22 protein-coding genes and 1 pseudogene are annotated in these 22,968 nt (G+C 68.7%); 8 read left to right on the top strand and 15 right to left on the bottom strand.

From position 1 onward, the window contains the following. The 4 genes and pseudogenes from QZ607_RS19480 to QZ607_RS19465 all read right to left on the bottom strand — a co-directional run. Positions 1-1,370, bottom strand: a pseudogene (locus QZ607_RS19480) (hypothetical protein); the annotation flags it as partial. A 1,588-nt stretch (positions 1,371-2,958) separates the two neighbouring features. Further along, positions 2,959-3,390: a type II toxin-antitoxin system VapC family toxin gene (locus tag QZ607_RS19475; protein WP_295886069.1), complete on the bottom strand. Its 432-nt coding sequence runs from the start codon at positions 3,388-3,390 to the stop codon at positions 2,959-2,961. Next, on the bottom strand, positions 3,387-3,629 hold the full coding sequence (locus QZ607_RS19470; RefSeq protein ID WP_295886067.1) for a type II toxin-antitoxin system Phd/YefM family antitoxin: 243 nt from the start codon (positions 3,627-3,629) through the stop codon (positions 3,387-3,389). The genes QZ607_RS19475 and QZ607_RS19470 overlap by 4 nt, the downstream gene beginning before the upstream one ends. 83 nt (positions 3,630-3,712) lie before the next feature. Next, on the bottom strand, positions 3,713-6,646 hold the full coding sequence (locus QZ607_RS19465; protein WP_295886065.1) for a DEAD/DEAH box helicase: 2,934 nt from the start codon (positions 6,644-6,646) through the stop codon (positions 3,713-3,715). A 527-nt stretch (positions 6,647-7,173) separates the two neighbouring features. On the opposite strand from QZ607_RS19465, the gene QZ607_RS19460 reads away from it, so the two are divergent. Together QZ607_RS19460 and QZ607_RS19455 are read left to right on the top strand one after the other, a co-directional pair. Next, a complete protein-coding gene (locus QZ607_RS19460; RefSeq protein WP_295886063.1) occupies positions 7,174-7,308 on the top strand; it encodes a hypothetical protein in 135 nt (44 codons plus the stop codon). Between the two features lie 10 nt (positions 7,309-7,318). Further along, positions 7,319-8,227: a 5-bromo-4-chloroindolyl phosphate hydrolysis family protein gene (locus tag QZ607_RS19455; RefSeq protein ID WP_295886061.1), complete on the top strand. Its 909-nt coding sequence runs from the start codon at positions 7,319-7,321 to the stop codon at positions 8,225-8,227. A gap of 85 nt (positions 8,228-8,312) precedes the next feature. Here QZ607_RS19455 and mtnC read toward each other — a convergent pair whose 3' ends face one another. The 8 genes from mtnC to QZ607_RS19415 all read right to left on the bottom strand — a co-directional run bounded on the left by mtnC (position 8,313) and on the right by QZ607_RS19415 (position 15,963). Further along, complete coding sequence (gene mtnC, locus QZ607_RS19450; RefSeq protein ID WP_295886059.1) at positions 8,313-8,990, bottom strand: acireductone synthase; 678 nt, start codon at positions 8,988-8,990, stop codon at positions 8,313-8,315. A 133-nt stretch (positions 8,991-9,123) separates the two neighbouring features. Then, positions 9,124-9,687: an HD domain-containing protein gene (locus tag QZ607_RS19445; protein ID WP_295886058.1), complete on the bottom strand. Its 564-nt coding sequence runs from the start codon at positions 9,685-9,687 to the stop codon at positions 9,124-9,126. 67 nt (positions 9,688-9,754) lie between these two features. Then, positions 9,755-10,510: a hypothetical protein gene (locus tag QZ607_RS19440; protein ID WP_295886057.1), complete on the bottom strand. Its 756-nt coding sequence runs from the start codon at positions 10,508-10,510 to the stop codon at positions 9,755-9,757. Positions 10,511-10,684: 174 nt separating this feature from the next. Next, entirely contained in the window at positions 10,685-11,419 is a 735-nt protein-coding gene (locus QZ607_RS19435) for a response regulator transcription factor (protein ID WP_295886056.1), read from the bottom strand. After that, positions 11,416-12,834 carry a CHASE sensor domain-containing protein gene (locus QZ607_RS19430; RefSeq protein WP_295886055.1) on the bottom strand — a complete coding sequence of 473 codons (1,419 nt, stop codon included), beginning with the start codon at positions 12,832-12,834 and terminating at the stop codon, positions 11,416-11,418. Before QZ607_RS19430 ends, QZ607_RS19435 begins: the two co-directional genes overlap by 4 nt. A gap of 11 nt (positions 12,835-12,845) precedes the next feature. Beyond that, entirely contained in the window at positions 12,846-13,361 is a 516-nt protein-coding gene (locus QZ607_RS19425) for a YfiR family protein (protein ID WP_295886054.1), read from the bottom strand. A gap of 147 nt (positions 13,362-13,508) precedes the next feature. Continuing rightward, on the bottom strand, positions 13,509-15,599 hold the full coding sequence (locus QZ607_RS19420; RefSeq protein ID WP_295886053.1) for a TonB-dependent siderophore receptor: 2,091 nt from the start codon (positions 15,597-15,599) through the stop codon (positions 13,509-13,511). 169 nt (positions 15,600-15,768) lie between these two features. Further along, positions 15,769-15,963 carry a hypothetical protein gene (locus QZ607_RS19415; protein ID WP_295886052.1) on the bottom strand — a complete coding sequence of 65 codons (195 nt, stop codon included), beginning with the start codon at positions 15,961-15,963 and terminating at the stop codon, positions 15,769-15,771. A 648-nt stretch (positions 15,964-16,611) separates the two neighbouring features. Between QZ607_RS19415 and QZ607_RS19410 the strand changes: the two genes are divergently transcribed. After that, positions 16,612-16,893 carry a hypothetical protein gene (locus QZ607_RS19410; RefSeq protein WP_295886051.1) on the top strand — a complete coding sequence of 94 codons (282 nt, stop codon included), beginning with the start codon at positions 16,612-16,614 and terminating at the stop codon, positions 16,891-16,893. Positions 16,894-16,983: 90 nt separating this feature from the next. On the opposite strand, the gene QZ607_RS19405 is transcribed toward QZ607_RS19410, so the two are convergent. Further along, on the bottom strand, positions 16,984-18,000 hold the full coding sequence (locus QZ607_RS19405; protein WP_295886050.1) for a L,D-transpeptidase: 1,017 nt from the start codon (positions 17,998-18,000) through the stop codon (positions 16,984-16,986). Positions 18,001-18,514: 514 nt separating this feature from the next. Here QZ607_RS19405 and lysM point away from each other — a divergent pair. Then, the gene (lysM, locus tag QZ607_RS19400) at positions 18,515-18,952 is read left to right on the top strand and encodes a peptidoglycan-binding protein LysM (RefSeq protein WP_295886049.1); all 438 of its coding nucleotides are present in this window, start codon (positions 18,515-18,517) and stop codon (positions 18,950-18,952) included. A gap of 432 nt (positions 18,953-19,384) precedes the next feature. Here lysM and QZ607_RS19395 read toward each other — a convergent pair whose 3' ends face one another. After that, a complete protein-coding gene (locus QZ607_RS19395) occupies positions 19,385-19,639 on the bottom strand; it encodes a GlsB/YeaQ/YmgE family stress response membrane protein (RefSeq protein ID WP_295886048.1) in 255 nt (84 codons plus the stop codon). A gap of 114 nt (positions 19,640-19,753) precedes the next feature. Then, positions 19,754-19,954: a CsbD family protein gene (locus QZ607_RS19390; RefSeq protein ID WP_295886047.1), complete on the bottom strand. Its 201-nt coding sequence runs from the start codon at positions 19,952-19,954 to the stop codon at positions 19,754-19,756. An 831-nt stretch (positions 19,955-20,785) separates the two neighbouring features. Here QZ607_RS19390 and QZ607_RS19385 point away from each other — a divergent pair. The 4 genes from QZ607_RS19385 (at position 20,786) to QZ607_RS19370 (ending at position 22,884) form a co-directional block, all read left to right on the top strand. Continuing rightward, the gene (locus QZ607_RS19385; RefSeq protein ID WP_295886046.1) at positions 20,786-21,127 is read left to right on the top strand and encodes a hypothetical protein; all 342 of its coding nucleotides are present in this window, start codon (positions 20,786-20,788) and stop codon (positions 21,125-21,127) included. A 144-nt stretch (positions 21,128-21,271) separates the two neighbouring features. Then, entirely contained in the window at positions 21,272-21,604 is a 333-nt protein-coding gene (locus QZ607_RS19380) for a hypothetical protein (protein WP_295886045.1), read from the top strand. Positions 21,605-21,724: 120 nt separating this feature from the next. Next, positions 21,725-21,949 (top strand): hypothetical protein, encoded by a 225-nt coding sequence (locus tag QZ607_RS19375; RefSeq protein ID WP_295886044.1) that lies wholly within the window; start codon positions 21,725-21,727, stop codon positions 21,947-21,949. A gap of 131 nt (positions 21,950-22,080) precedes the next feature. After that, positions 22,081-22,884, top strand: a complete 804-nt coding sequence (locus QZ607_RS19370) for a VPLPA-CTERM sorting domain-containing protein (RefSeq protein WP_295886043.1) — start codon at positions 22,081-22,083, stop codon at positions 22,882-22,884. Positions 22,885-22,968: the final 84 nt, after the last annotated feature.

Genomic DNA, 22,968 nt, shown 5'->3' with positions numbered 1-22,968 from the left:
GAGGCGCTCATTTTGCGGATGGCGATCTTCGGGTCCGCCTCGCCGAGGACGCCTTTCTCCTCCCATTCCACCTTGATCCAGGGCGGGTTGCCGAGGATGAGGTCGAAGCCGCCGCGCTCGGCCTCGGCCGCGTTGCCGCCGGGAGCGGGGCGGTGCCAGCGGAAGAGGTCGGCGAAGGCCAGCTCCCAGTGGAAGAAGCGGTAGCGCTCGGCGAGGCGCTCCACCTGCACGACGCGGGGGAAGTACTCGCGCAGCCGCTTGATGCGGAGCTCCCCGTAGCGGTCGTGCAGGGTGCGGGACCCGGAGGCGGCGGCGAGGGCGCGCTGGCCGGGGAGGTCGTCGAACAGCGTGCCCTGGATCTCCGGCACCAGGGCCTGTTGCTCGACCTTGGCTGGCTCAGGCGCCAGGTCCAGCTCCGTCTGCACTTGATCCGTCGTTGGGATGTCCATGATGTTGCCGTCCAGGATGGCGCCCACCTCGCTGAGCCATTGGGTGCGGGAGGGCAGGGTGGCTGCCTTGTCGAGGGGCCAGAACCAGAGCCCGCACCAGTAGTCCATCACCAGCTTGAGGCGGCGGTAGGGGGTGGCCAGGTCGCCGTCCTCGCTCAGCATGCCGGCCTTGCGGGTGGCGTCCTTGCTGGCACGGGTGGTGACGGTGCCGGCACGGGTGTCCGGCCAGACCGGCAGCGGGTCCTCGGTGCGGGCGCGGTCGCGGGCGAGCTGTGCGGCGTGCTCGCGCCAGAGGGCGTCGATGCGCGCGCTGAGCTGCAGGAGGCGGCGGATTTCGACGTCGGCGAAGCGGCCGATCAGCCCCTTCTTCCAGTCCTTGATCTGCTTCAGCTCGGCGTCGTGATAGGTCTTGACCGCCTTGTTGGCGTAGTCGCACATGCCCTCGTCGGGGAGCAGGAAGTGGTAGATCTCGTCGTTCTGGCGGGGGGCGTCCAGGGTGACGCGGCGGGGCTCGGCGTTGAGCCAGCACTCGGGGTTCGGGACGGACTTGCCGGCCTGCTTGATCTTCCTGGGCGCATGCAGCTGGGCGACGCGGAACACCTGCGGCCGGGCGCCGATGAGGGAGTTGCCGGTGAAGAGCTGGTAGCCGAACCAGGGCACGCGGGCCGGCAGCGGGCGGCCGGTGTCGTCGGTCTCGCCGTAGATGGCGTTGAGCCAGAGGCTGACCTCGGCCAGCTCGGTGGCGATGGGGTTGAGGTCCACGCCGAAGACGTTGGCGTCCGCGAGCCGCATGCGGACCTTCTGCAGCTCCTGGGGGTAGCGGTCGTGGGGGATGCGGCGCCTGAGCTCCTGCTGCTTGCGGCTCAGGTAGGCCGCGGCGAGCTGGTTGACGGCCTCGTTCAGGAAGGCGGCGCTGCCCATGGCGGGCTCCAGCACCCGCAGCTTCAGGATGTCGTCGGGGCGCTTTCGGCTTCTTCTTCGCCGCCGGCATCACCTCGTACAGGTCTTCGCTCGCAAAGAACCCACGGTAGGACAGCAGGGACTCGTAGACGGCCCCGAGCTGGTTGATGGACAGCGCCTGGTAGCTCACGCGGCGGGTGCGGCGGGTCTTGGGGTCCTTGGCGAAGGACAGACCGCGCAGCACCGTCTGCCAGAGGTGGTTGCGGAAGCGGACGCGGTTCAGGAGCGGCGTGCTGGCGGGGTCGAACAGCCGGCTGTCCAGCGGCGGCAGCTCGAAGGCGTTGACGGTGGCGGCGAGGCTCTGCTGCATGGGCTGCCCGCCGGCGACGGTGCCGTCCGCCACCATGGTGAAGAGCTTGCGCAGGGTCTCATCGAAATAGCTGCCCTGCTGGGCCGCGGTGGTGTGCAGGTCCGTCAGCGTCAGGTCGCGCAGGTGCTCGAGGCTGTAGCCGCGGGTGTAGACATCGCTCTTGTTGATGGGCACATAGCCCAGCTCCGGGCGGGCCTCGATGTAGAACAGGAAGATCAGCCGATAGACCAGGCGTACGCACTCGGCGCTGAGCCGACCCGCGTCCAGCGGTTTGGCGGTGCCGGTGTAGGTGAAGCCGTGCTCGGCGATGAGCTGGCACGCGGCCTCGTTGCCCAGCAGCTCGATGGCCTCGCGCAGGGCGTACTTGAGGTCCTCGCTGACGCCGGCGTCGTGCTTGTGGGACTCGGCGTCCAGGGTGTCCAGCAGACCGTCGCCGTCTTCTGGGCACAGTGCGTCGCGGTGCAGCAGCGCATGGCAGGCGTTCAGGGTCGCCGGCGGCTTGCGGCCGAGGATCTCTGCGAGGTCGAAGCGCAGGAAGCGGTTCGCGGGCCACTTGAAGCGGTCGATGAGCAGCCATTCCAGCTCGCCCACCAGCAGCACGAAGCGCGGCGGGTGATCGGCGGCGAAGAGGGCGTCGGAGAGCAGCTCCGTCAGTGGGCGCGGGGTCTTGCTGCGCTTGCCGAAGTAGGCGGCCGGCAGCTCTTCGATGCGGAAGTGGCGCGGGGACAGGGTGACGTCCAGCGGGTCGGTGGCCGGGTCGTCGGGCCTGGGCTTCTGCTGCGGGTTGAAGGCGGGGATGACCACCAGCTCCGGCAGGTCGGCGTCGCCGCCCGGGTTGCCGCGGCCGAGGGCGCACCAGACGGGCAGCGGCTGGCCGCCGATCCATTCGCGCTCCTGTGGCTCGATGGTGTAGCCCAGGGCGCCGAGCAGGCCGCGGTGCAGGTCCCGGTGCCAGCGCAGGCGGGCGGCGAAGTCGGCCTCCTGCGGATAGTCGGCGTGCCGCTGGAAGAAGGGGGCGGCGAGGCGGCGCAGTTGCTTGTCGACGGGCTCCGGTGCCGGCTCAGCGTCCGGGGTGGCGGATGCCTGCTCCTTCAGCCAGTCCTTGAGGCGCGACTTGAAGACGTGCGCGAAGAAGTGGTGGCTGTAGAACTCGTTCTCGTTGCCGATGCCGGGGAAGACATCGAGGCGTTCTTCGGTTCCCATGGCGCGGTCTCAGCAAGCGCTCTGCCGGGTCTTGGCCTATGCGGAGGCGACCCCGAAAACCGCGCCGCCGACCTGGCGAGTTGCCGACAGGAGCTTGGCGTCGAAAGAGGCCAGGGCGGAGCCGGTCCGGAGCGCGAGCTCCAGGTAGCTGGCGTCGTAGGCCGATAACCGATGGGCTCGGCCCAGGGCCATGATCGACTCCTGCCGGCTGGCGACGCGGACGTCGTCGGTTTGGATGGGTAGGCGGGCGAGACGGTTCAGGTAGTCGATGACCTGGGCCTCCCGGACCACTTGCCGGCGCTCCGCGACCAGCAATGCATTGGCGATCTCGATATGCCACAGGGCTGGCACCAGCACCGGCTGTTCGGCCAATGTTTCCAGGGCCTGGTCCGCCAACAGGCGTTCATCGGGGTCGGCGCGCGCCAAGATCCACGCCAGGGCCATGGATGCGTCGAGCACCAGGCTCATCGGCGACCCTCCGCGATCCAATCCTCGACGTCCGCGGCTGCGACGCCTTGGACTCTAGGGAAAGCACGCATCGCGGCGATGGCCTCGCCGGGGTCCGCACGTTTGTCTTGTTCGCTGGGAACGAGATCCGCGACCGGCTTACCACGCAGCGTAATGGTGAAGCGACGGCCGGCCTGCACCTCGCGGAGCAACTCGGGCAGCTTGGTCTTGGCGTCATAGGAACCGACTTCGATACTCATGTTTGCCTCAAGACTGGTCTGGCGACTGGTCTAGTGTAGACGCCTGGGCCTGGGCTTGCAGTCCTTGGCATGCGGTGAGTACCTCACCGCAACCTTCTCCCTGGCGAGTGGGCCCGTTTGCCGATTCCCGTGACGCCGGCAAGCACCTGCACAAAGGGCACGGATTGCACCTCCAGGCTGTCCTTGACCCATTGGCCGTATTCGGCGAAGACCTGCTCGATGTCTTTCAGCCGCTGTGCCCGCTTGCCCTGTTTGAGCTGCTCGGGCTGGTCCGACCCGGCCAGGCGCAGCTCCAGCTGGCGCTCCTGGGCACTGCGCAGCTCGTCGAGCTCCGTGAGCTTGCGCCGGACCTCCGCGTCGCGGGCGGCGCTGAACTGCTCGACCTGGCCCTCGACGCAGCGCTGCATGGCCACGACGGCCTCAGGGAGTGAGTGTTGCAGCGCCGCCAGGTCCAGCGGGCGCTTGGGGTTGGGGAGCTTGCGCTCCGCGATGCCGGCGCGGGTGCAGAAGGCGTCGAAGTCTTCGACCACGTAGTCGGCCTGGCCCTGGCGGGTCACGGCCTTCCACTCGGCGATCAGCGGCTGGCCTTTGCGGTTCGGAATCAGGCCGAGCATCAGAAAGGCGTGCTCGTCCGCCGCCAGTTGGGTGCTCGCAATGACCGGGGCACGCCGGCGGCCGACGGCACCGATGACCCGGTCCATGAGCCACTGGCAGATGGGGTGCTGGGGCCAGAGGAACTGGATGTCGGGCCAGGCTGCGCCCTGGCGGTCGGCTTCGCGGGCGCGCTGGATGGATTCCTCGACGATGCCCCGGTGGGCGCAGAGCAGGTATTGGTCGGTCTCGCGCAGCACCTCGGCGGGCAGCTGGCGGCGCAGCCGTCGGCGCAGGTCCGCGGGCGGGTCCAGGCGCAGCATGCGGGCCTGGTCGTCGATGCGGTAGCCGTCGGCCTCCGGGATGGTGGCGATGGCCTGCTTGGCGAAGGCGTAGACGTCCCCGAAGAAGCGGTGTGGCTCCGGCGGCGGCCCAGCGGTTGGTGGCGCATCGGCGGTGCCGAACAGCAGGGCCTCCCAGTCGTCCCCGTCGTCTGCTGCGTCCGGGGCCGCGGCCGCATCGATGCACTCGCGCTGGAACTGCTCGGCGGTCATGCCGCCGGCGAGGGCCTCGGCGACCACCTGCTCTTCGGCTTCGATGCTGTGCTTGCGCAGGATGGACGCCGGGTCGCCGATGTTGCGGCTGATCTGCTCGTCCTTCTGCACCAGGACCGCGATGACGCGGAGATCCCCTTTGACCCGCTCGAGGTCGGATGCGGTGAGCAGGTAGTCGATGCGCGGGGTGTGCGCCTGGCCGAAGCGGTCCACCCGGCCGTTGCGCTGCTGGAAGACCATGGGCGACCAGGGCAGGTCGAAGTGCACCAGCCGGTGGCAGAGGTAGTGCAGATTGAGCCCCTCGGCGGCGACGTCGGAGCACAGCAGCACGCGCAGCGGGTCGTGCTCCTGGCCGAAGCGCTCGACGATCTCCTGCTGCTCGATGTCCGCCAGGCCGCCGTGCAGCACCGTGAAGGCCTGGGGCGCGAGGCCGAGGTCGCGTGACAGGTGCGCCAGGAGCCAGTGCAGGGTTTCGATGCGCTCGGAGAAGATCACCAGCCGGTCCCTGGTGTCGGCGCCGGTGAAGCGGGCGTCGGGCGCGCGCAGCGCGGTCAGCAGGCGCTGGTACTTGCTGAAGCGCTCGGGATCAATGGCGTCCAGTGCACGCAGCAATGCCTCCAAGGCGTGGATCTCGGCCTGCTCGGCGTTGGTGGGCCTCGGCTTCCGGCCGAGCTTGTCGATGCGGTTCTGCGCGTAGGCGGCCGCCGCGGCGGGGCTGGAGAACAGGGCCTTTTGCAGCCCCACCCGTTGCAGCTCGCCCTGTCTGCCCTGGGCCCGCTCGCCGCGCTGGGTGAAGGGGATCTGCAGCACGGCCTGGAAGGCGGCTTCTTCCTCCGGCGTGGCCTGGGCGGACAGCCGGCGGGTTAACGGCTCCGGGAACTGGCCCTGGGCCTGGCCCTTGATGTCCTTCTTGAACCGGCGCACGAACAGGTCCTTGCGGTCCAGGTCGGCGCGGGTGAAGTCGTCCGGGTCCGAGATGGCCGTGGGGTCCAGCAGCCAGATCAGGGAGGCGAAGCTGTGCGCCGAGCCGTCGTGGGGGGTCGCCGAGAGCAGGATCAGGGTGTCGGACTTGGTGGCGAGCTGCTTGGCCAGCCGGGCGCGCAGGGACGAGCCCGTGTCGCCCTTGCGCATGGCGACGTTGTGGCATTCGTCGATGACGATGATGTCCCAGCGCGAGGTCTCCAGATAGTTGCGGTACTCGCTGTTGCCCTTCAGCGTGTCCATCGAGACGATGGTCTTGTCGTAGTAGTTGAAGGGGTTGTGGCCGGACGGGAGGTTGTTGCGGATGCGCTGGATGCCGGCGGAGTCGAGCCGCACCAGGGGGATGGTGAAGCGGGACCACCATTCCTTCTGGAACTGGGTCAGCATGCTCTTCTGCGTGACCACCAGAATGCGGCGGCCGCGCCCGCGGATGTCGAGCTCCGTGGTGAGCATGCCGGCTTCGAGGGTCTTGCCGAGGCCGACCCCGTCGGCGATGAGGATGCGGGTCCGGACCTGCCGGAGCCCCTGCTCGGCGGGCACGCGCTGGTACTCGGCCACCTGCATCACCGCCTGGTGGGCGCGGTGGATGTGGGCATCGTTGGCGACCGTGCGCAGGCGCTGGCTTTCCAGATAGAGCAGGGTGTCGGTGAAGTAGTCGCTCAGATCCTGGAACAGCTCGGTCTGCGCCGGGTCGTGGACGGCGATGTCGGCTTCCAGGCGGTCGAGGAACATGGCGGAGGTGCCGCGCACCAGCTCGGAGAGGCCGTCGCAGGTCAGGGCCTGGCCGCCGTCGTCGCTGAGATCGATGCGTCGGATGACCCAGTCCTCGTCGCGGATGGTGACGCGTGCGCCCGGTGCCAGGGTGGGCGTCAGCCCGCGTTGCATGTCCATGTGCAGGGCCTCAGGCGGCTGCGAGCGGGCAGGCAGCGCCGCGCAAAGACCAGATCGCGACGGCGGGGTCCGTGGGAGACCCGCAGCGCCGGCCCCCTGGCGTCGGCAGTCGCCGCGGGGGCGGCGGTGGCGGAAGCGGGTGTCTCCCGGCAGCGCGTCCAGCGGCGACGAACGGTTTGCGCCAGGCACCGGGTGGAATTGGGTGCGGCGCCCATCCGGGCGGCTGATGACTTGGGGCGGTGGGCTGCGCCTCGTCGAATTGCGCAAGACCTGATGCAAGCATCAGTGAAACGCCTAAGCAATGGAAGGTGTAAGACCTATGCTCGGGCGAGAGTACACGGCCGGTCAAGCTCGGTTGCGCGGCGCTTGATCCAAGGCAGGATCGTGGTCGAAGAGGCGTGCGTGCTCGCGGCGGCACTGCTTCTGCGCCATACTGAGCAGCGCGTGCCGGGCTCAGGCGGCGCTCCCGGCGGGGCCGCCATCACAGCCGCCGGCCGCTGCTTGGCCGGTATGCGGAGACCTTTGCCATGTCGGATCGACAACGTCGCCTGCTCGGCATCCTGCTCCTGGTGGTGGGCATCGGCGTCGCGTCGTCGCAGGCGCTGCTCACCTCATGCAGTGCGCCGGCGGCGGCCGGCGTGCTGCCGGCCGCACCGCGTTGAGGCTGCCGCCATGAAGCGACTGCTGTTCCTGCTGCTGCTCCTCGCCATCGGCGCCGGTCTGCTGGTGCTGCTGTGGCAATTGCTCGCCGGCGCGCGCGGCGGTGCGGCGGCCCAGGGGTCGCAACGGGGCCGTGCGGCTGGGGTGCCGGACTGGCTCCTGTTCGTGCTGCCGCTGCCGGCGGCGGCCGCCGCGCTGGTGGCGCTGATGCGGGGGCAGCTGGTGCTGCTGCTGGGTGACGCGGTGGGCTACGGCCTGTTCCTGGGCGGTGCGCTGTTGGCGCGGCGCGGGCTCGCCGACGGCGCCTTCGCCCTGCACGGCGGCGCCTGGTGGCGGCGCTGGCCGCCGCAGACCCTCGGTGCCGGACTCATTGCCCTCGGCAGCGGCGTCACCGCCTGGCTCGGTGCCGGGCACGATCCGACGATCGGCATCGCCTTCGCGCTGGTGACGCTGCTCGGGTTCCAGTTTGCGTATGGCCTGGATCTTCCCGTGCGCCGGCGACCACAGGGCATGGGCAGCCATGCCGAGCAGTCGCTGCGGCGCGCCGCTGACTCCATCACGGCCATCGAGGAGGCGAGCCGCCACATGCGCCAACCGGAGCTGGACACGCGGCTCGCCGGCATCGCGGCGCTGGCGCGCGACATCCTGCAGCGCGTGCAGGACGACCCGCGGGATCTCTGGCGGGCGCGCAAGTTCCTGAACGTCTACCTGGATGGCGTGCAGCGGGTGGTGGAGGGCTATGCGAAGACCCATGGGCAGGTGGCCGCACCGGCGTTGGACCAACGCTTTCGCGACGCGCTGGGGACCGTGGAGGCCGCCTTCCGCGAGCAGCGCCAGGTGCTGCTGGAGCGGGATGTGGAGGACCTCGACGTGCAGATCGAGGTGCTCACCAGCCAGCTGAAGCGCGAGGGGATTCTGTAGCGCTGTTGCCGGCGGCGACGTTGCGGTGCCGCCCCGGCGCGTCGGGATTCGCCTGCTCCGGCCCGCCGCGCGTCTGTGGCCTGGCTCAGAGCCGAATCTGGTCGAAGCGCGTCACCCGCCGGTGCGCGGCGGCGAGCCCCGGCAGCCCCTCGCGCACCAGCCAGAGCGTCTGCCAGCCGGCCTCCCGGGCGGCATCGAGCTCCTCGCGGACGTCCGACAGGAACAGGATGCGCCCGGGCGGGGTGCCGATGGCCTCGGCGATGCGCCGGTAGGAGGCCACCTCGCGCTTGTGGCCGATGCGGGTGTCGAAGTAGCCGGACAACAGCGGCGTCAGATCGCCGGCGACGGTGTGGCCGTAGATGAGCCGCTGGGCGTATGCGGAGCCGGAGGAGTAGATGTAGAGCCTGAGCCCGCGGGCGTGCCATGCGGCGAGCGTCGGCGCCACGTCCGGATACAGGTGGGTGGTGAGCACGCCGCTGCGGTAGCCCTCCTCCCAGATGAGCCCTTGCAGCTCCTTGAGCGGCGTGACCTTCTGGTCCCGCTCCATCCAATGGCACATGCGCACCACCACCGCCTCGTCGTTCCAGACCTCACCCGCCGCCCGCGCCTCGTCCAGGATGGCCGCCACCGCCGGCTCGTCGCGGTGCTGGCGGACATAGTTGGGCAGGCGCGCCCGGGCATAGGGGTAGAGCACGTCGGTGGCGAAGGCGACGGCGGTGGTGGTGCCTTCGATATCCAGGACGATGGCCTCGACCGGCAGCATGTGTGGGGCTCCTCCCCGGCGGGTACTCGCGGCAGATGCGCCTATGGTAGCCGTTGCCGCGGCGTCCGGCGTGTCCCGCCGCGGCGGCTGACCGGCGGGACGCTGAGCGGGGCTGCACGGTGCGGGTACCGGCTCAGCCGGTGTCGCGGTGCAGGCCCTCCACCACCAGCGCCAGCTCGGCGGCAAGGGGCTCCGGGCCCTGCTCGGTGAAGATGGCCGCGAGCTCGCGGTAGTACCAGAGGATGTCGTCACGGCCGGCGTTGAAGCGCGCCCACAGGGCATCCCCGAGCCGGCGATGATCCGTGGCGATGGCGCGGGCGTTGTGCAGCTTGTCCGCGCAGGAGACGAGCCGCACCGACGGCGGCGCGTCGCGCAGGTGCGCCAGGTAGGCGCGCTTGCGGGCATGCCAGGGGGGCTTGGGCTCTTCGAAGGTGTCCGAGCAGGCGGCGACGATGTCCGCAACCGCGTCGCCGAAGCGCCGGCGGATCTCCGCCAGGGTCCGGAGCCCGCCCTGGTCTTCGGCTGCGTCGTGCAGCAGCGCGGCGATGGCGGCGTCCTCGTCGCCGCCCGCCTCCAGCACCAGGCTCGCCACCGCCATCAGGTGCGATACATAGGGCACGCCGCTGCCCTTGCGGGTCTGCGCGGCATGGAGCTGGGCGGCGTAGACAAGGGCCGCCTCGAAGCGGGGCGTGAGCATGGGCGGTGGTACCGGGCAGCAGCTTGGTGGGTGGTGCGGTGGATGCCGGGAGGCCCGCCGCGGCCCGTCAGCCGCCGACGATGACGGCCTCCGGGATCTCGTAGGTCTCCGCGCCGACGGTGACGGTCCAGAGGTCGGCGCGCTTGCTCACCGCTACGGCATCCGCCGTGGGCGTGGACCATGCGCCGCCCTGGAAATAGAGGATGCGCTCGGCGCCCGGCTCGGCCGCGACGCCGGGTGGCAGGACGAAGATGGTGGCACCCGGCTCCATCCGGTAGCGCGTCACCTTGAACGGGCAGGCGGCGGGCTGCATCGGCTGTCCGCCACGGGCGCAGCCGAGGTCGCCGCGGGCGTCCCATTCCCGCGGGCCGAAGTCGTTGGCCGCGCGGGCGGCGGCTGGGTCCGGCTCCCCGGTGATGCTGACGTCGAGCCGGTAGTCCGCGCGCTCGCCGCGGCGTGCGGCGGCGCGGTAGAGGTAGACGCGGAGCTTCCAGTCGCCGTCGAGGTCCAGGGTGCCCTGATAGCGGTTCGGCTCCGGGCCGGAGTGGCCGGCGTAGACGGCCACGTCCTGCGCGTCCGGCGGGATGACGTTGAAGTACGCGGCGGTGTTGTCGCTGTCCATGGTCACCGAGAGCGTCTGCCCGGCGCGGGCGCCGAGCAGGTAGTCGATGCTCTTGCGGCCCTCGAGGCTGCCGGCGATGACGGCGCGGGTGGCACCGGGGGCGAAGAACACGCGCTCGGTGCGGATAGCGTCCGCCCGCGCGGTGAATGCCGCGACGACGGCGGCGAGCAGCAGCGGCAGGCGTCTGGCGGCGGCGGACATGACGGCGGTTCTCCCTACACAGGCGATCGTCAACAGGCGATCGTCAACAGGCGACGGGCAGAGGCGATGGCCCAGCGGCAGCAGCGCTCGCGTGCCTCGGCGGTCTGCGCCTAAATCTGGTGACTAAATCTGGTGACGGTATATTGATCTGTGCAGAGGGCGTCGTCCCTTGACTCATTCCGCCGTCACCAGCCCGGCACGGATGGCAAAGCGCACCAGCCCCGGCAGGTTGTCGATGTGCAGCTTGTGCATGACGCGGGAGCGATAGGTCTCCACGGTCTTGATGCTGATGTCGAGCTCCGTGGCGATCTGCTTTGCCCGGCGACCGCGGGCCAGCAGGCAAAGCACCTGGCGCTCGCGGCCGGTGAGCAGGTCCCGGTCGATGTCCGGGCAACGGCCGAGCGGTGCGGGGGCCGTCTCATCGCCGTGCGCCGTGTCCGCGCCGCTGGCCAGGCGCAGGGTGCGGCTCAGGTAGCGCTCGCCGCGGCTCGCGGCATCGATGGCTTCCAGCAGCTCGCCGCTGACGTCGTTCTTCAGCACGTAGGCACGGGCGCCGGCGCTCAGCATGCCCTCCACGTAGTGGCCGTCGGCGTACATGGACAGGGCCACCACGATGCAGTCGGCTGCCGCGCCGCGGATGGCGTGGGCGGCGTCGATGCCGGTGATGTCCGGCAGGCCCACGTCCAGCACCACCAGGTCGGGCTTGAGCAGGGCGGCAAGGCGCACCGCTTCGGCGCCGCTGGCGGCCTCGCCCACGACTTTCCGGTCTGGTCTGCGTTGCAGCAGTGCTGCCAGGCCCTCTCTGAACAGGGCGTGGTCGTCGCACAGCAGCAGGCGCAGCGGCTTTGCCGGCACCGAGGGCCCGGTGTGGTCTGCTTCGGCCGCCGCCGAGCGGGTGGTCAGCGTCATGTCGTGCTCCCGGCACCGCTGTCGCGCGGCAGGTGGATACTGACCCGCGTGCCGTGCGGGCCCGTGTGGATGCGGAGGCGGCCGTCCAGCAGGGCGACGCGCTCGCGAATGCTGTACAGGCCGAAGCCGCCTGCGGCTGGACTGCTCACCGGCGCGGGCTGTCCGGGATGGGGTGTCGCGCTGGCGGCGGTTGTATCCATGGTATGGGCAAATCCCACGCCGTCATCGGCCACCTCCAGCGCCACGCGTGCTGCGTCCCAGGTCAGCTCGATGCGCCCGCGGCTTGCCTCGGCATGCTTGACCAGGTTGTATACCAGCTCCCGGGCGCATTGGAACAGGGTAACCGACTGCGTGCGGGATAGGTCGATGCCCTCGCCTGCCGCGGGCAGGTGGACGGCGATGGGGAGGCCGGCGCGCTCGCCCATGCGCTTGGCGAGCCATTGGAGTGCCGCCGGCAGCCCGGACTGCGCCAGCACCGGCGGACTCAGCTCGAATTGCAGGGTGCGCAGCTCGCCGATGGCCTCGCGCAGCAGCGTGAGCCCGGAGTCGGTGAGCTGGCGGCCTTCGGCATCCGGCTCCGCCAGGCCGTTCTCCAGCTGCAGCAGCGCCAGGGCCAGCTTCTGCATGGGGCTGTCGTGGAGCTGCTCGGCGAGCCTGGCCTTCTCCGACTGCTCCAGCAGCGACAGGTCCACGGCGAGCGCGCGCAGCTTGGTGTTGGCCGTGTGCAGGGCCGCCGCCTGCTGTTGGATGCGGCCCTCGCGGCTCTCGAGGCCGGCGAGCATGCTGTTGAAGGCATCGATGAGGTCGTCCAGCTCGGCCACGCGGCCGTGCGGCGGCATGCGCAGGCTGAGGTCCTGCTGCGCGGACACCTGCCGCGCCGTTTCGGCGAGGCTCGACAAGGGTGCGGCGATGCGCCGCTGCAGCCGCAGGGCCACGAGCAGGGCCACCACCAAAGTGGCCAACGCCAGCAGGGCGGACAACCAGAGATAGTGCAGTACCTGCCGATGCAGCTCGCCGAGACGGGCCTGCAGCACGATGGCGCCGAGCGGTGCGCCATCGAGGTGCAGCTCGTGGCGCACTGCCACCGCCGGCCCCGCCGCGGGACCGCCCGCCGGCTGCTGCCAGAGCGCAAAGCGCCGGCCGGCCGCATCCAGGAGCTCGGCGCGCTGCACCTGGCGCTCGGCGGCCAGGGTCGCCAGATGCCGTGCGGCGGTGTCCGGGCTGTCGAACACCAGCGCCGAGGTGCAGTTCTCCCCCACCACGGCGGCGAGGATCTCCAGGTCGCGCAGCGCGCTCGCGCGCATCAGGCGCAGGTCCAGCGCCGCCGACAGCAGGGTGGAGACGGCGAGGGTCAGCAGCGTCATCGTCAGCAGCGCCAGCAGCAGGCGGGTGCGAATGGAGCGGGTGCGCGCCATGGTGTGTGGCCTCAGCGGACGATCTCGGCGACGTCGTAGAGCTGCGCCGAGACGCTGAGCCGGCGCCCGTTGAGGTTGTCCGGGTTGATCTTGAAGCGCAGGCGCTGCCCCTCCCCCAGAATGTCCCGGCGCAGGAAAAAGTTGATGGCGACGCCGCGCCGGGCGAGCCCTGGTGTGTCCGCCACCAGCAGCACCGGGCGTGCGGCGGTGGCCTCCAGCAGCGCGGGCAGTTGCCCGGTGGCGCCGGCACCGATGAACAGGATCTGGCTGCCCACGGCGTCGCCGGCCGCCGTGGAGATGCGGATGTGGCGGCCCTGCACCTGTCGGTCGGTCTGCTCCAGGGCCTGCAACGCCGTCGCCATGGCCGGATCGCCGAGCACGGTGATGCGGAAGTGGCTGCCGATGGCGTCCTCGGGCCAGGTGATGAAGTGCGTGAAGTTGTACAGGTAGGCGACCTTGAGCCCGAGTACCGGGTCGTCCGCCGCACGGGCGCCCGGCGTGACGGCGGCGAGCGCCAGCAGGAGCATTGCAGACGGCAGCCAGCGGAGACGAGCGCGGCACACGACCCGGCGCCGCATACGCCCATGGCGTGGACGCCTGTCAGGGTGCATCCGTGCGTGCCGCACTGTGACTGGTCCCACTGCTGTCGTCGGCGGTGCGGCAGCGGCGCGGCGTCAGAACGCGTAGCCCAGGGTGACCGTCAGGGTCCGGCCGGGGCCGATGAGGCCGCGGTCGAGATCTGTCAGCTCATTGGCCGGGTCGCGGTTGTCGGTGTCGAGCAGGTTGCTGACATTGAGCGCTGCATAGGGCCCGGCACCCTCGGCGCGGGGCTGCCAGCGCAGGTTGAGGCCGATGTCCCAGTAGGCCGGTACGCGCTCGCCGATGCGGCTGACGACGCCCTGTACCGGGCCGGTGACGAAGTCCCAGTCCGCGTTCAGCGCGTCCAGGTAGCGGGCGTAGGCGGCGTAGGTGAGTGAGCCGCGGCGGTAATCCGCCCGCAGCTTGGCGAGCAGGGCCGGGGAATAGCCGGGCTCGATGCCGCTCGCGCGGTCTTCGGTGTGCTGCCAGGTGAGACTCGCGGACAGGCTCAGGTCCGGCAGCGGGCGTGCGTCCAGGATGACTTCCAGCCCCCGGGTGCGCCAGCGGCCGGAATTGTCGTCCACCGGCAGGTAGTCGCCGGTGGCGGTGTCCAGCACCTGGATGCTGCGGGCGATGTTGTCGATGCGGTTCTGAAACAGGCTGGCGCTCAGCATCCAGCGCGCGCGGGTCAGTCTGGTGTTGAGCTCCAGCGTCTGGATCTGCTCCAGCGCCGCGAAGGAGGCGTCGCCGGTGTCCTGGGAGGCGGTGCCCCAGATGAGCTTCACGACGCTGTAATCATTGGGGCTCCACAGCAGCGCTGCACGGCCGTTCAGCTGTTTGTCGTCCTTAAGGCGCAGGGTGGTCGCTGTGCGCTGCCCGGTGCGCCGGTTGTCGCGCTCGAAGCGATAGCGACCGGGCAGCAGCGACAGTCGGGCGCCGGCCACGAGCCGCAGCTGGGGATGGATCTGCCAGCCGGCCTCGGCGAACAGGTCGTGGATACGGTAGTCGTCGAGGTGGTCGGTGGCGTCCAGCAGCAGCGCGGATTCGATGCGATTGCGCACCTGGTCCACCTGAAGGAAGCGGTAGCCGAACAGGGTGTCCAGCCGCGGCTCGGGGCGCCAGTGCAGGTCCAGCTCCAGCTCCCAGCGGCGGGCGCTTTGGTCCTGGTCCGCGTCGATGTCGGGGAACAGGAAGTCCGCCTGGTAAGTGTCATAGTGCTCCTGGCTGTGGGTGGCGGTGACGCGCAGGCCGAGGCGGTCGTCGAAGCGGTGCGCATAGCCCAGGCTTGCATGCAGGGTATCGAGCCGGATGCGGGTGCCGTCGTCGAAGGCCGGTGTCAGCGCATAGATCCCGTAGTCGCGCTGGTTCCAGCGCAGGTCCGCACGCAGGCCGCGCCAGCCCGCCGCGAGCTGGACGCTCGCCGTCTGCTGGTCCGTGTCACCGTCCATGTCCTGGTTCATGGCCGGGTCCAGCGCGGCGAGCTGCTCCGGGCTCATCATGTCCGCGTAGGCGCCGGCCAGACCGTCGTCGCGCCGCGCACCGGCATTCAGCAGCCAGAAGCTGTCGCGGTGTTGCTGGCCCAGGCGCGCGAAGGCGCCGGCGGTGCCGCGGTTGCCGCCGCTCGCCGACACGCGCGGGCCGCGCTCGGCGATGGCATCAGCGACGATGTTGACCACGCCCTGGAAGGCATTGTTGCCGTAGATCACGCTCATGGGGCCGCGGATGATCTCGATGCGGTCGATGGACTCCACCGGGATGTCCAGGCGCGCGATCTCCGGCACCGTCAGCGTCTTCTGACGGGAGGGATGCTGGGCGATGCCGTTCACCAGGAACTGAACGCCGCCGCCCACGGCTCCGCGGGTGCCGATGAAGCGCTCTTCGGTGTTGCTCAGCACGAAAAAGCCCGGCGTGTGGGCGAGCACCTGCTCCAGCGTCTGCCAGCCGTAGCGGGCGATCTCGTCGCGGGTGACGATGGTGACGCTGGCGGGTATGTCCCGAATCTCCTCCGCGCGCTTGCCGGCGCTCTTGATTTCCACCTGAAGCAGCTCGTCGAAGGGCAGGTCCAGCAGGTCGTCGCCCCTGGGGGCTGTGCCCTGCGCGCCGGCGCCGGCGCCGGCCACTGACGTGCCGACGATGCACATAATGGCGCAGACGCCGGCGTATAGGTGGTGAAAGACAGCCGGCATTGGGTCTGAATGCGTCTTGTGGACGGCGGGGCTGCCGGCCGCGTCCACTGATTGGGGTTGTGCTCGCATGACAGCAGCGGCAGTTGCGCGACGCCGCGGGGCGCGGTCGCCTAAGCCAGCAGATAGTCCAGCAGACGGATCAGGCCCACCACCGTAGCCACGGCACCGATCATCCATAGGATCTGACGATTAACGCCTGTTGTAGGCGGAGCTCCGTTGCGTGCACATCGGTGGTGCGCGCCAAGTCGGCACTGTTCAGCCGACCCTCTTCCAGCGCGCCAATGGCATCCACGATGAGCTGGAAGCGCTCCCGGTCATCTGTGGCCTCGGTCAGCTGCTCGTAGGACTTGAGTGCGACGATCATGCGCGGATTGGGGTGACCAGGATCGATTGCGGTGGACGCCGCATCATAACGTGCGAGTGCCTGCGGAGCCCAAGACGGCCCGGCGCCCTGCTGCGCCGGCACAGGCCGGCGACGCTCCGGCATTGGCTGCGGCGCCTGTGGCTGCACCTGCCGCGGTGTCTCGATGGGTGATTGGCGGACTCCACTCCCCTGGCAGAGCCTGTGCGGCGAGCCCTGGCCGATGCCCGACACCTGCCTGCATGAACGGGTTGGGCCATCGGGGGTTGGGCCATCGGGCTTGTAGGAGAACGACTGACGTAAATGCACTGACATTACAGGCCCATGACGCTAGGCTAGCATCAGCAGGTCGTCTCAGGGGTGGTCTGCGGGCGGGACGACTGGCAACGCCTTGCCATTGCGCAGCCTGCAAGCCCATGTCCCGCCAGTGAGGCCGATGGATGCTCGACCGCCTATGCACGACAAGCCCACCCACCGCATGCGCCGAGCGAGTCCGTTGGCGCTCATGCCGATGATCCCGCCTGCTGTGGCTTTCGCCAGTGTCCTCCAGCATGCAATGTCCCTGTTCGCCGCACGCTGTCCGAATGGTGGCTCTGTCGATGCCGGGCGCTTGGGAACCCTGCCGCTCTGGGAAGCCCGGCGCGGATAGCCATGGCAAGGACATTTTGTGCATGGACCCTCGGTTTCCTGGCGCTCGCTTATGTCTTGGCGCTCGGGATCGGTCTGATCGGGACCTTCGGCTGGTTGGGGCAGGCGCGGGACCCGCTGTCATGGGTCTTCGTGATCCTGCTGGGGCAGCCTTGGGTCGCCTGGCTCGGCGACCTGCCCGAGCCCATACGTCCATGGGTGGCCGCACTCTGCCCGCTGCTGAACCTGCTCCTGCTCGCGGCCCTTTGCCGTGTCCTGGCCGCCCGCCGGCGGCAATCGAGCTGAGCGCCGGATTTGCATCGGGCTCCAGCCTTGGGCACCGGCTTAGGCGGTGGCGATGCGCTGCGGATGCGCCACGGCGCCGTGGCCGCGGCTTCAGGCGCTGCGCATGATCACGAAGTCCGTGTCCGAGCGCCGGTCCGGGTGCAGCGACAGGTCGGTCACCACCAGCACCATGCCCGGATGCATGCGCCGCTGCATGCTGCGGCGGAAGCTCGCATTGGCGCGCAGCCGGGCGATGAGGGCGTCTGCGGACATGCCGCCCGCGAGCGTCGTGCCCGGGCGCTCGTGGTGACTGATGGCCTGCCAGGTGAGGCCCTTGCTGCCGTCGTGGGCGCCCTTCAGGATCAGCACATGGGAGCCGAAGGCGCCCGGCGTGCCGTCCACCGAGAGGCTGCCCTCGGCGACGACACGGCCGTCCTCGATGAGGTCGATCCTGCCGTCCAGCGTCGAGGCGACGACGGTGGTGACGGGGTATTCCTGCATGCTGTCCCAGTCGGCGGGGTGGCGCTTGTCCTCCAGGGCCGCGACAGCCGCTTCGAGCTCGTCTTCCGCGTCGGCGCCGAGCACCATGCCGGGGTGGGTCAGCTCCCAGGGGTCCGAATGTGCGCCGGCGATGATCACCGGTGTGCCGAGATGCGTCACGGTCCAGAGCCGCTCGGAGAAGGCCAGCGGCAGGCGTACGCACCCGTGCGACGCCGGATACGCCGGCAAATTGCCGGCGTGCAGCGCGATGCCGTCCCAGGTGAGCCGGTTCATGTTCGGCATGGGCGCGTTGTTGTAGGTGGACGAGCGGTGATCCTTGTCCTTCTGCAGCACCCTGAAGACACCCGTGGGTGTCGCGTGGCCCTCGCGGCCGGTGGAACAGGTGGACACCGCAATGCGGATGCCGTTGCGGTAGACGTGGACCAATTGCTCCGGAATGGACACGACGATGGCCACCGCGCCCTTGGGCGAGCGCTCCGGATGCCAGGTGAATTCGCCCGGCTTGAGCATGTGAATCTCTTTGATGACTTCCTCACCGATGGCATGGCTGCCGGCGAAGAGCGGCGTGCCGGCGAGTGCGGCGAGCCGCAGCAAAGCGGTTCTGCGGTGAATGGGCTTGGACATCATGACGAAATCTCCTGCGTTCGCTGGCGAACTGCATTCAACGCCGACGCCGCTGTCATGCAGCGCGCTTCGTTGCCGCTGGCGGCACTGGTCATGCAGATCAAAAATCTGCGTGCTTTCAGGGCTCTGTGTACAATACTTCGACTGAAATCGCAAGTTTTTTGGTTGTGTGGTCTTTCGTATTCGGTGGAAATGCGTACGGACTTGCCTGACACGACCTGCCGCGCGATTGAACGACCCTGCAACCGCCGCGGTCGACTTGGTTGTGCTCTCGTGGTTGCGGGCCTGGAGTCATCGCGGCGGGAACGGGTGCCGCTTCGGCTTGGCCGCGTCCGTCGAGCGGGGTGGTATTCCGGCCCAAGGGTCCCGGCTTTGCTGTGTTTGGCACTTGCTGTATTCATGGGGCGGTGTTAGCTTGCGGCGCTCACCAATCACACCCGGGCACGCTGCCCGTACCTGCAACGTCGACCCGAGCGGCATCGTCCTTCGTTCACCACGACAACGGGAAATCATCACCATGGGTCTTTTCAATTTCGCCAAGAACATCGGCAAGAGCCTCTTCGGCAAAGAGGCCGAGGCCAGCGACAAGATCAGGCAGGAGATCGAGTCCGATAACCCCGGCATCGACGGCCTGGATGTGAAGTACGACAACGGCGTCGTGTCGCTGAGCGGCAAGGCGGCGAGCGCTGAGGCCATGGAAAAGGCCGTGCTCATGGCCGGTAATGTGAAGGGCGTCGAGGAGGTCAGGGTGGACGGGCTCGAGGCGCCGCCGCCGTCCGCTGACGTCGAGTTCTACGTCATCGAGCAGGGCGATACCCTCTCCGCCATCGCCAAGCGTTTCTATGGCGATGCCAACGTCTATCCGAAGATCGTCGACGCGAACAAAGAGGTCATCAAGGACGCGGACAAGATCTTTCCCGGACAGAAGATCCGTATTCCCAAAGGACTCGCCTGAGGCTGAGTCCCGGGCCGGAAGCTTGGGCTGGCTGGTCGCATCGGCACACCGAGCCCGGCCCGGCCCAGCGTCGCCTGGCTTCACAGGTCCGCGGCGGCCCACCAGGTCACACCGCATTGACGGAGACTGATCGGCGCTCTGTGGGAGTTGCGCGGCAGGACCCGGGTACGCCGAGTTCCGTCGGCATCCTGGGGCTGGTGGACGTCAGTTCGCCGACAGCAATTGCTCCCTTGCCTCAGGCGCTCCGCGGCCCGGCGCCAGTCACTCTATGCCCGCCGTCTTCGCCCAGCAGTCGGAATCAGTCGTCGGAATCAGCAGTCGGGATGTGACCGTGGCGGCGTTGGATGGGAAGGGGAACGGCGGGATGGGACACCGCCTCAGTCGCTGAAGGTGGTCTTGAGCCGCCGCCAGCGTCGTGGCGGCGGCTCCGCGTTACGCCGTTTTCTTCAGGAAGCCGACGATCAGCAGCAGGATCAGCGCGCCCACGGTGGCAGTGACGATGGAGCCGAGCAGCCCGGTGGTGGTGATGCCGAGCAAGCCGAAGGCGAAGCCGCCCACCACGGCGCCGATGATACCGACGATGATGTTGCCGACGAGACCGAAGCCGCCGCCGCGCATGACGATGCCGGCGAGCCAGCCGGCAACCGCGCCGATGGCGAGAAAGATCAAAAGACTCGTGAGATCCATAGTTGATTCCTGTGGAAGGGTTACGGGTGACAGATCGGTTGCGTCAGCAGGGCACAGGGAGCCGCGGCGAGCTGCGGCACGTCCGCAGCGGTTGCTGAACGCGGTTTGCGGGCGTCAGCCGTGGCTCTTGGTCCACTCGTCCACTTGCTTTTCGGCCTCATCCTTGGCGACACCGTACTTCTCCTGAATCTTGCCGACCATTTTTTCGCGATTGCCGTCCAGCTCCTCCACTTCATCGTCAGTGAGCTCGCCCCACTTGGCTCGGATCGAGCCCTTCACCTGATGCCATTTGCCCTTGATCTGATCCCAGTTCATTGACGGTCGACCTCGCTTCGAGTGGTGTGATGGGTGTTGGGGTTTCTAAAGATGATGTGTTGCGCCCTGATTGGAGGGCCGTGGTGCACACGCGACGGCACCCACGCGAACATGGTCGCGCCGGCATTGCCTCGCTGCAATCAGGGGCTTCGCGTAAGGCATAGCCTGAGTGCAGCGCTTTTCGGACAGCGTGGAGGACGTGCTTCCCTTGCGCCAGGGCGTCCAACAGTGTCGAGCGGCTCATCTGCGATGACGCCGAGCTCGCGGATCTCGATCGGAGTCTGACCTCGCCCTAAGGCCGCGTGCTGGGGCAGAGCTCTGCCGCCGACGGGAAACTGCTAAAGGCGGAGCAGCGTGGCTGGATCAAGGGCCGCGACGATTGCTGGAAGAGCGACGACATGCGCGGCAGCGTCAAGCGCGAGTGCCGCTGTCGCATTGACGCATTGAGGGATCGCTGGCCGCCACTTTGACTCTGCGCCTGCGCCGTGCGTCGGGAGAATCCTGACGTGTTCCTTCCAATGTGCACGGCAGCAGGGAGTCGTTAATGTCCGCGCAACGCTTGGCTCAGGGACCGGCGACGGAACTGGCGTACCTGCCGTGGGTAGGAGGATGCCCGGTCAGGCTCTCAGCCTCTGTGTGGGGTTGAGCGCGAAGGCCTTGCGCAATCGCAGTCTCGCACGCTGTGCCGGCTGTTTCCGGACTATGCCCAGATCGTTCCCAGATCTCTACCCAGCAGGGCGAATGGCATCTGCCCGACAACGGCGCCATCTGCTCGCGCCCTGTGACGAAGGGCTGCCCTCCTTGGTTTTGTGTTTTCGATAGGTATTCATCATGCATCTGATCACCTGTGCGGCCTGTGCCGTGACCCTGGCCTGCACCGCAACCCTCGCGCTGGCCGACGACATCCGCACCGAGCGCGTTCAGTTCCACAAGGGCGCTGACAGCGCGACGGTGGAGGACAGCATCAAGGGCTACGAGGGTGTCGACTACGTGCTCGGTGCCAAGGAAGGCCAGCTCATGAACGTCAGCATGGCCACGGACAACGGCGCCGCCTACTTCAACATCATCGCGCCGGGCAAAGAGAACGAGGCATGTTCATCGGCTCCACGTCTGGCAATCAGTTCGAGGGGCCGTTACCCGCGAGCGGTGACTACAAGATCCGTGTCTACCTGATGCGCAGTGCCGCCCGTCGCGACGAGGTCGCCAATTACCGGCTGGAGATGATTATCGACTGAGCGGATCGCCGATCCGCGGCGCGGAGTCGGGGGACGACAGTCGGTCTGGCTTCGCGGAAACATTCATTCAATGGAGATCAGCATGCAGCGTTCCCGCATCCCCGCCCTGTTGACCACGGGCGCAACCGCCCTCCTGCTGGCGCTCTCGGGCTGCACCGAGACCACCGGCGACAACCGCGAAGCCACCGCGCCGGCCTCTTCGCGGATGCCGACACCTGCCGAGCAGGCCTGCCTGCGCGATGTGACCCGCGCGACCAACAACCCGGACGTGGTGCTGCTGTCGTCCTCCTTTGCCGAGGCCGGCACTGAGGTCATCGTCGGCGTCGGCCCGCAGCGCGCGCGCTGGCGCTGCATTGCGTACAGGGACGGCAGCACCGCCGGCATCATGTCGCTGACTGACGAGGGGGCGCTGTAGCGGCGGGACAGGCGAGTGGGTGCGAGCAGGGATGCCCCCGGTCCCTGACCGGGCTCGGGACCAGGGACACTGGTGCCGACGACTTGGACGGCATCGCGCCAGGCTAAGGAGAACGAGACCATGTTCATCGGCTCCTCGCCGGACAACCAGTTTGGGGGCCAGGTGCCGGCGAGCGGTGGCTCCAAGCTCCGCGTGGCTACGATGCGCAGCGCAGCGCGCCGGGGCGAGCTGGCCGACTGTCCACTGGAGATGCTCATCGACTGCCGGCGTCCGCCTGGCACCGGCATGGGTCAGGGAAAGCCTTACGCATATCAACTGATTTCACCCTTGGGTGAATACCTCTAAGGTCACTGTCACGGTGCGGGCGTTCGACGCCATCAGCGTGTCGGGTGCCCGCGCCCGTCCCGGGGCCAGCAACCGCTCCACCTTCTGTTCTCCCTGCTCTCTGCTGTTCCTCGTCTGTTTCAGGAGACAAGATGATGCAAGCGAAGTATGCGTTTCTGGTCGGCGTGGGGCTCGCCGCCGCCGCGACGGCGGTGCAGGCCGGCAGCCTGCGCTTCACCATTGAGGCACCGGGCATCCAAAGCTTCCAAGGGACGGCGCCGGACGTCGTCGAGGACTTCGACGGTTTCACCAGTGGTTCGGCGTTTCCGCCCGGCGGCTCGGTGGATACGAGCGTTGGGCGTTATATCGGCGGTACGCCAGACGCAGGCGGATCCCGCACAACCCCGGCCGCGGGCGAATTCGGTGGCGCAGACGGCAGCGGAAACTATCTCCAGTCCACCAACGCGGGATACACGCTGGACTTCCTCGCGGCCGGTCCCGCGGAGCCGGTCGGCTACTTCGGCTTCTGGTGGAGCGCAGGCGACGGGGAGAACCAACTCACCGTGAACATGGCGGATGGATCGAGCCGTGTCTTCGTCACCCAGGGCATTCTGGACTCGCCTTCTCTGCAAGGTGCTCCCGGCGTCTTTACGGACCCGCCCGACGGGCACTTTGGAAACCCCAACGGCCCGTTCGGCGTCGACGATTCCTACAACACCGGCGAGCCCTATGCCTTCGTCAACATCTACGCGCAGAACGCCGCCAGCAAAATCACGAACATCGTCTTTGCCGAGCTGGGCCCGTCCGGCTTCGAAACCGACAATCACACCATCGTTGTCGACCTGATCGACGGCAACAATCAGGGCGGCAGCGAGATCCCCCTGCCCGCCACAGCCCTGTTGCTCGGTGCCGGCATCGGGCTGATCGGCTGGACCCGTCGGCGGCGTCGGTCCTGACGCCCACAGCGAGGCGCCCGATTGGCGACGACGGGCTGGCAGCGGGGAACCCCGGTCGTCAACCCAGCCGCCAACCCAGCCGCC

Origin of the sequence: uncultured Thiohalocapsa sp. (assembly GCF_913063425.1) — a bacterium.
Taxonomy (GTDB): domain Bacteria; phylum Pseudomonadota; class Gammaproteobacteria; order Chromatiales; family Chromatiaceae; genus Thiohalocapsa.
Note: the sequence above shows the minus strand (reverse complement) of the source record. Positions and strands in the feature narration are given on the sequence as shown.

What these genes read in the sequence shown, in the direction of transcription:
- QZ607_RS19475 (WP_295886069.1), bottom strand. Translation starts at nt 3,390, where the DNA reads ATGAGCCTGGTGCTCGACGCATCCATGGCCCTGGCGTGGATCTTGGCG.
- QZ607_RS19470 (WP_295886067.1), bottom strand. Translation starts at nt 3,629, where the DNA reads ATGAGTATCGAAGTCGGTTCCTATGACGCCAAGACCAAGCTGCCCGAG.
- QZ607_RS19465 (WP_295886065.1), bottom strand. Translation starts at nt 6,646, where the DNA reads ATGGACATGCAACGCGGGCTGACGCCCACCCTGGCACCGGGCGCACGC.
- QZ607_RS19460 (WP_295886063.1), top strand. Translation starts at nt 7,174, where the DNA reads ATGTCGGATCGACAACGTCGCCTGCTCGGCATCCTGCTCCTGGTGGTG.
- QZ607_RS19455 (WP_295886061.1), top strand. Translation starts at nt 7,319, where the DNA reads ATGAAGCGACTGCTGTTCCTGCTGCTGCTCCTCGCCATCGGCGCCGGT.
- mtnC (WP_295886059.1), bottom strand. Translation starts at nt 8,990, where the DNA reads ATGCTGCCGGTCGAGGCCATCGTCCTGGATATCGAAGGCACCACCACC.
- QZ607_RS19445 (WP_295886058.1), bottom strand. Translation starts at nt 9,687, where the DNA reads ATGCTCACGCCCCGCTTCGAGGCGGCCCTTGTCTACGCCGCCCAGCTC.
- QZ607_RS19440 (WP_295886057.1), bottom strand. Translation starts at nt 10,510, where the DNA reads ATGTCCGCCGCCGCCAGACGCCTGCCGCTGCTGCTCGCCGCCGTCGTC.
- QZ607_RS19435 (WP_295886056.1), bottom strand. Translation starts at nt 11,419, where the DNA reads ATGACGCTGACCACCCGCTCGGCGGCGGCCGAAGCAGACCACACCGGG.
- QZ607_RS19430 (WP_295886055.1), bottom strand. Translation starts at nt 12,834, where the DNA reads ATGGCGCGCACCCGCTCCATTCGCACCCGCCTGCTGCTGGCGCTGCTG.
- QZ607_RS19425 (WP_295886054.1), bottom strand. Translation starts at nt 13,361, where the DNA reads ATGCTCCTGCTGGCGCTCGCCGCCGTCACGCCGGGCGCCCGTGCGGCG.
- QZ607_RS19420 (WP_295886053.1), bottom strand. Translation starts at nt 15,599, where the DNA reads ATGCCGGCTGTCTTTCACCACCTATACGCCGGCGTCTGCGCCATTATG.
- QZ607_RS19415 (WP_295886052.1), bottom strand. Translation starts at nt 15,963, where the DNA reads ATGATCGTCGCACTCAAGTCCTACGAGCAGCTGACCGAGGCCACAGAT.
- QZ607_RS19410 (WP_295886051.1), top strand. Translation starts at nt 16,612, where the DNA reads ATGGCAAGGACATTTTGTGCATGGACCCTCGGTTTCCTGGCGCTCGCT.
- QZ607_RS19405 (WP_295886050.1), bottom strand. Translation starts at nt 18,000, where the DNA reads ATGATGTCCAAGCCCATTCACCGCAGAACCGCTTTGCTGCGGCTCGCC.
- lysM (WP_295886049.1), top strand. Translation starts at nt 18,515, where the DNA reads ATGGGTCTTTTCAATTTCGCCAAGAACATCGGCAAGAGCCTCTTCGGC.
- QZ607_RS19395 (WP_295886048.1), bottom strand. Translation starts at nt 19,639, where the DNA reads ATGGATCTCACGAGTCTTTTGATCTTTCTCGCCATCGGCGCGGTTGCC.
- QZ607_RS19390 (WP_295886047.1), bottom strand. Translation starts at nt 19,954, where the DNA reads ATGAACTGGGATCAGATCAAGGGCAAATGGCATCAGGTGAAGGGCTCG.
- QZ607_RS19385 (WP_295886046.1), top strand. Translation starts at nt 20,786, where the DNA reads ATGCATCTGATCACCTGTGCGGCCTGTGCCGTGACCCTGGCCTGCACC.
- QZ607_RS19380 (WP_295886045.1), top strand. Translation starts at nt 21,272, where the DNA reads ATGCAGCGTTCCCGCATCCCCGCCCTGTTGACCACGGGCGCAACCGCC.
- QZ607_RS19375 (WP_295886044.1), top strand. Translation starts at nt 21,725, where the DNA reads ATGTTCATCGGCTCCTCGCCGGACAACCAGTTTGGGGGCCAGGTGCCG.
- QZ607_RS19370 (WP_295886043.1), top strand. Translation starts at nt 22,081, where the DNA reads ATGATGCAAGCGAAGTATGCGTTTCTGGTCGGCGTGGGGCTCGCCGCC.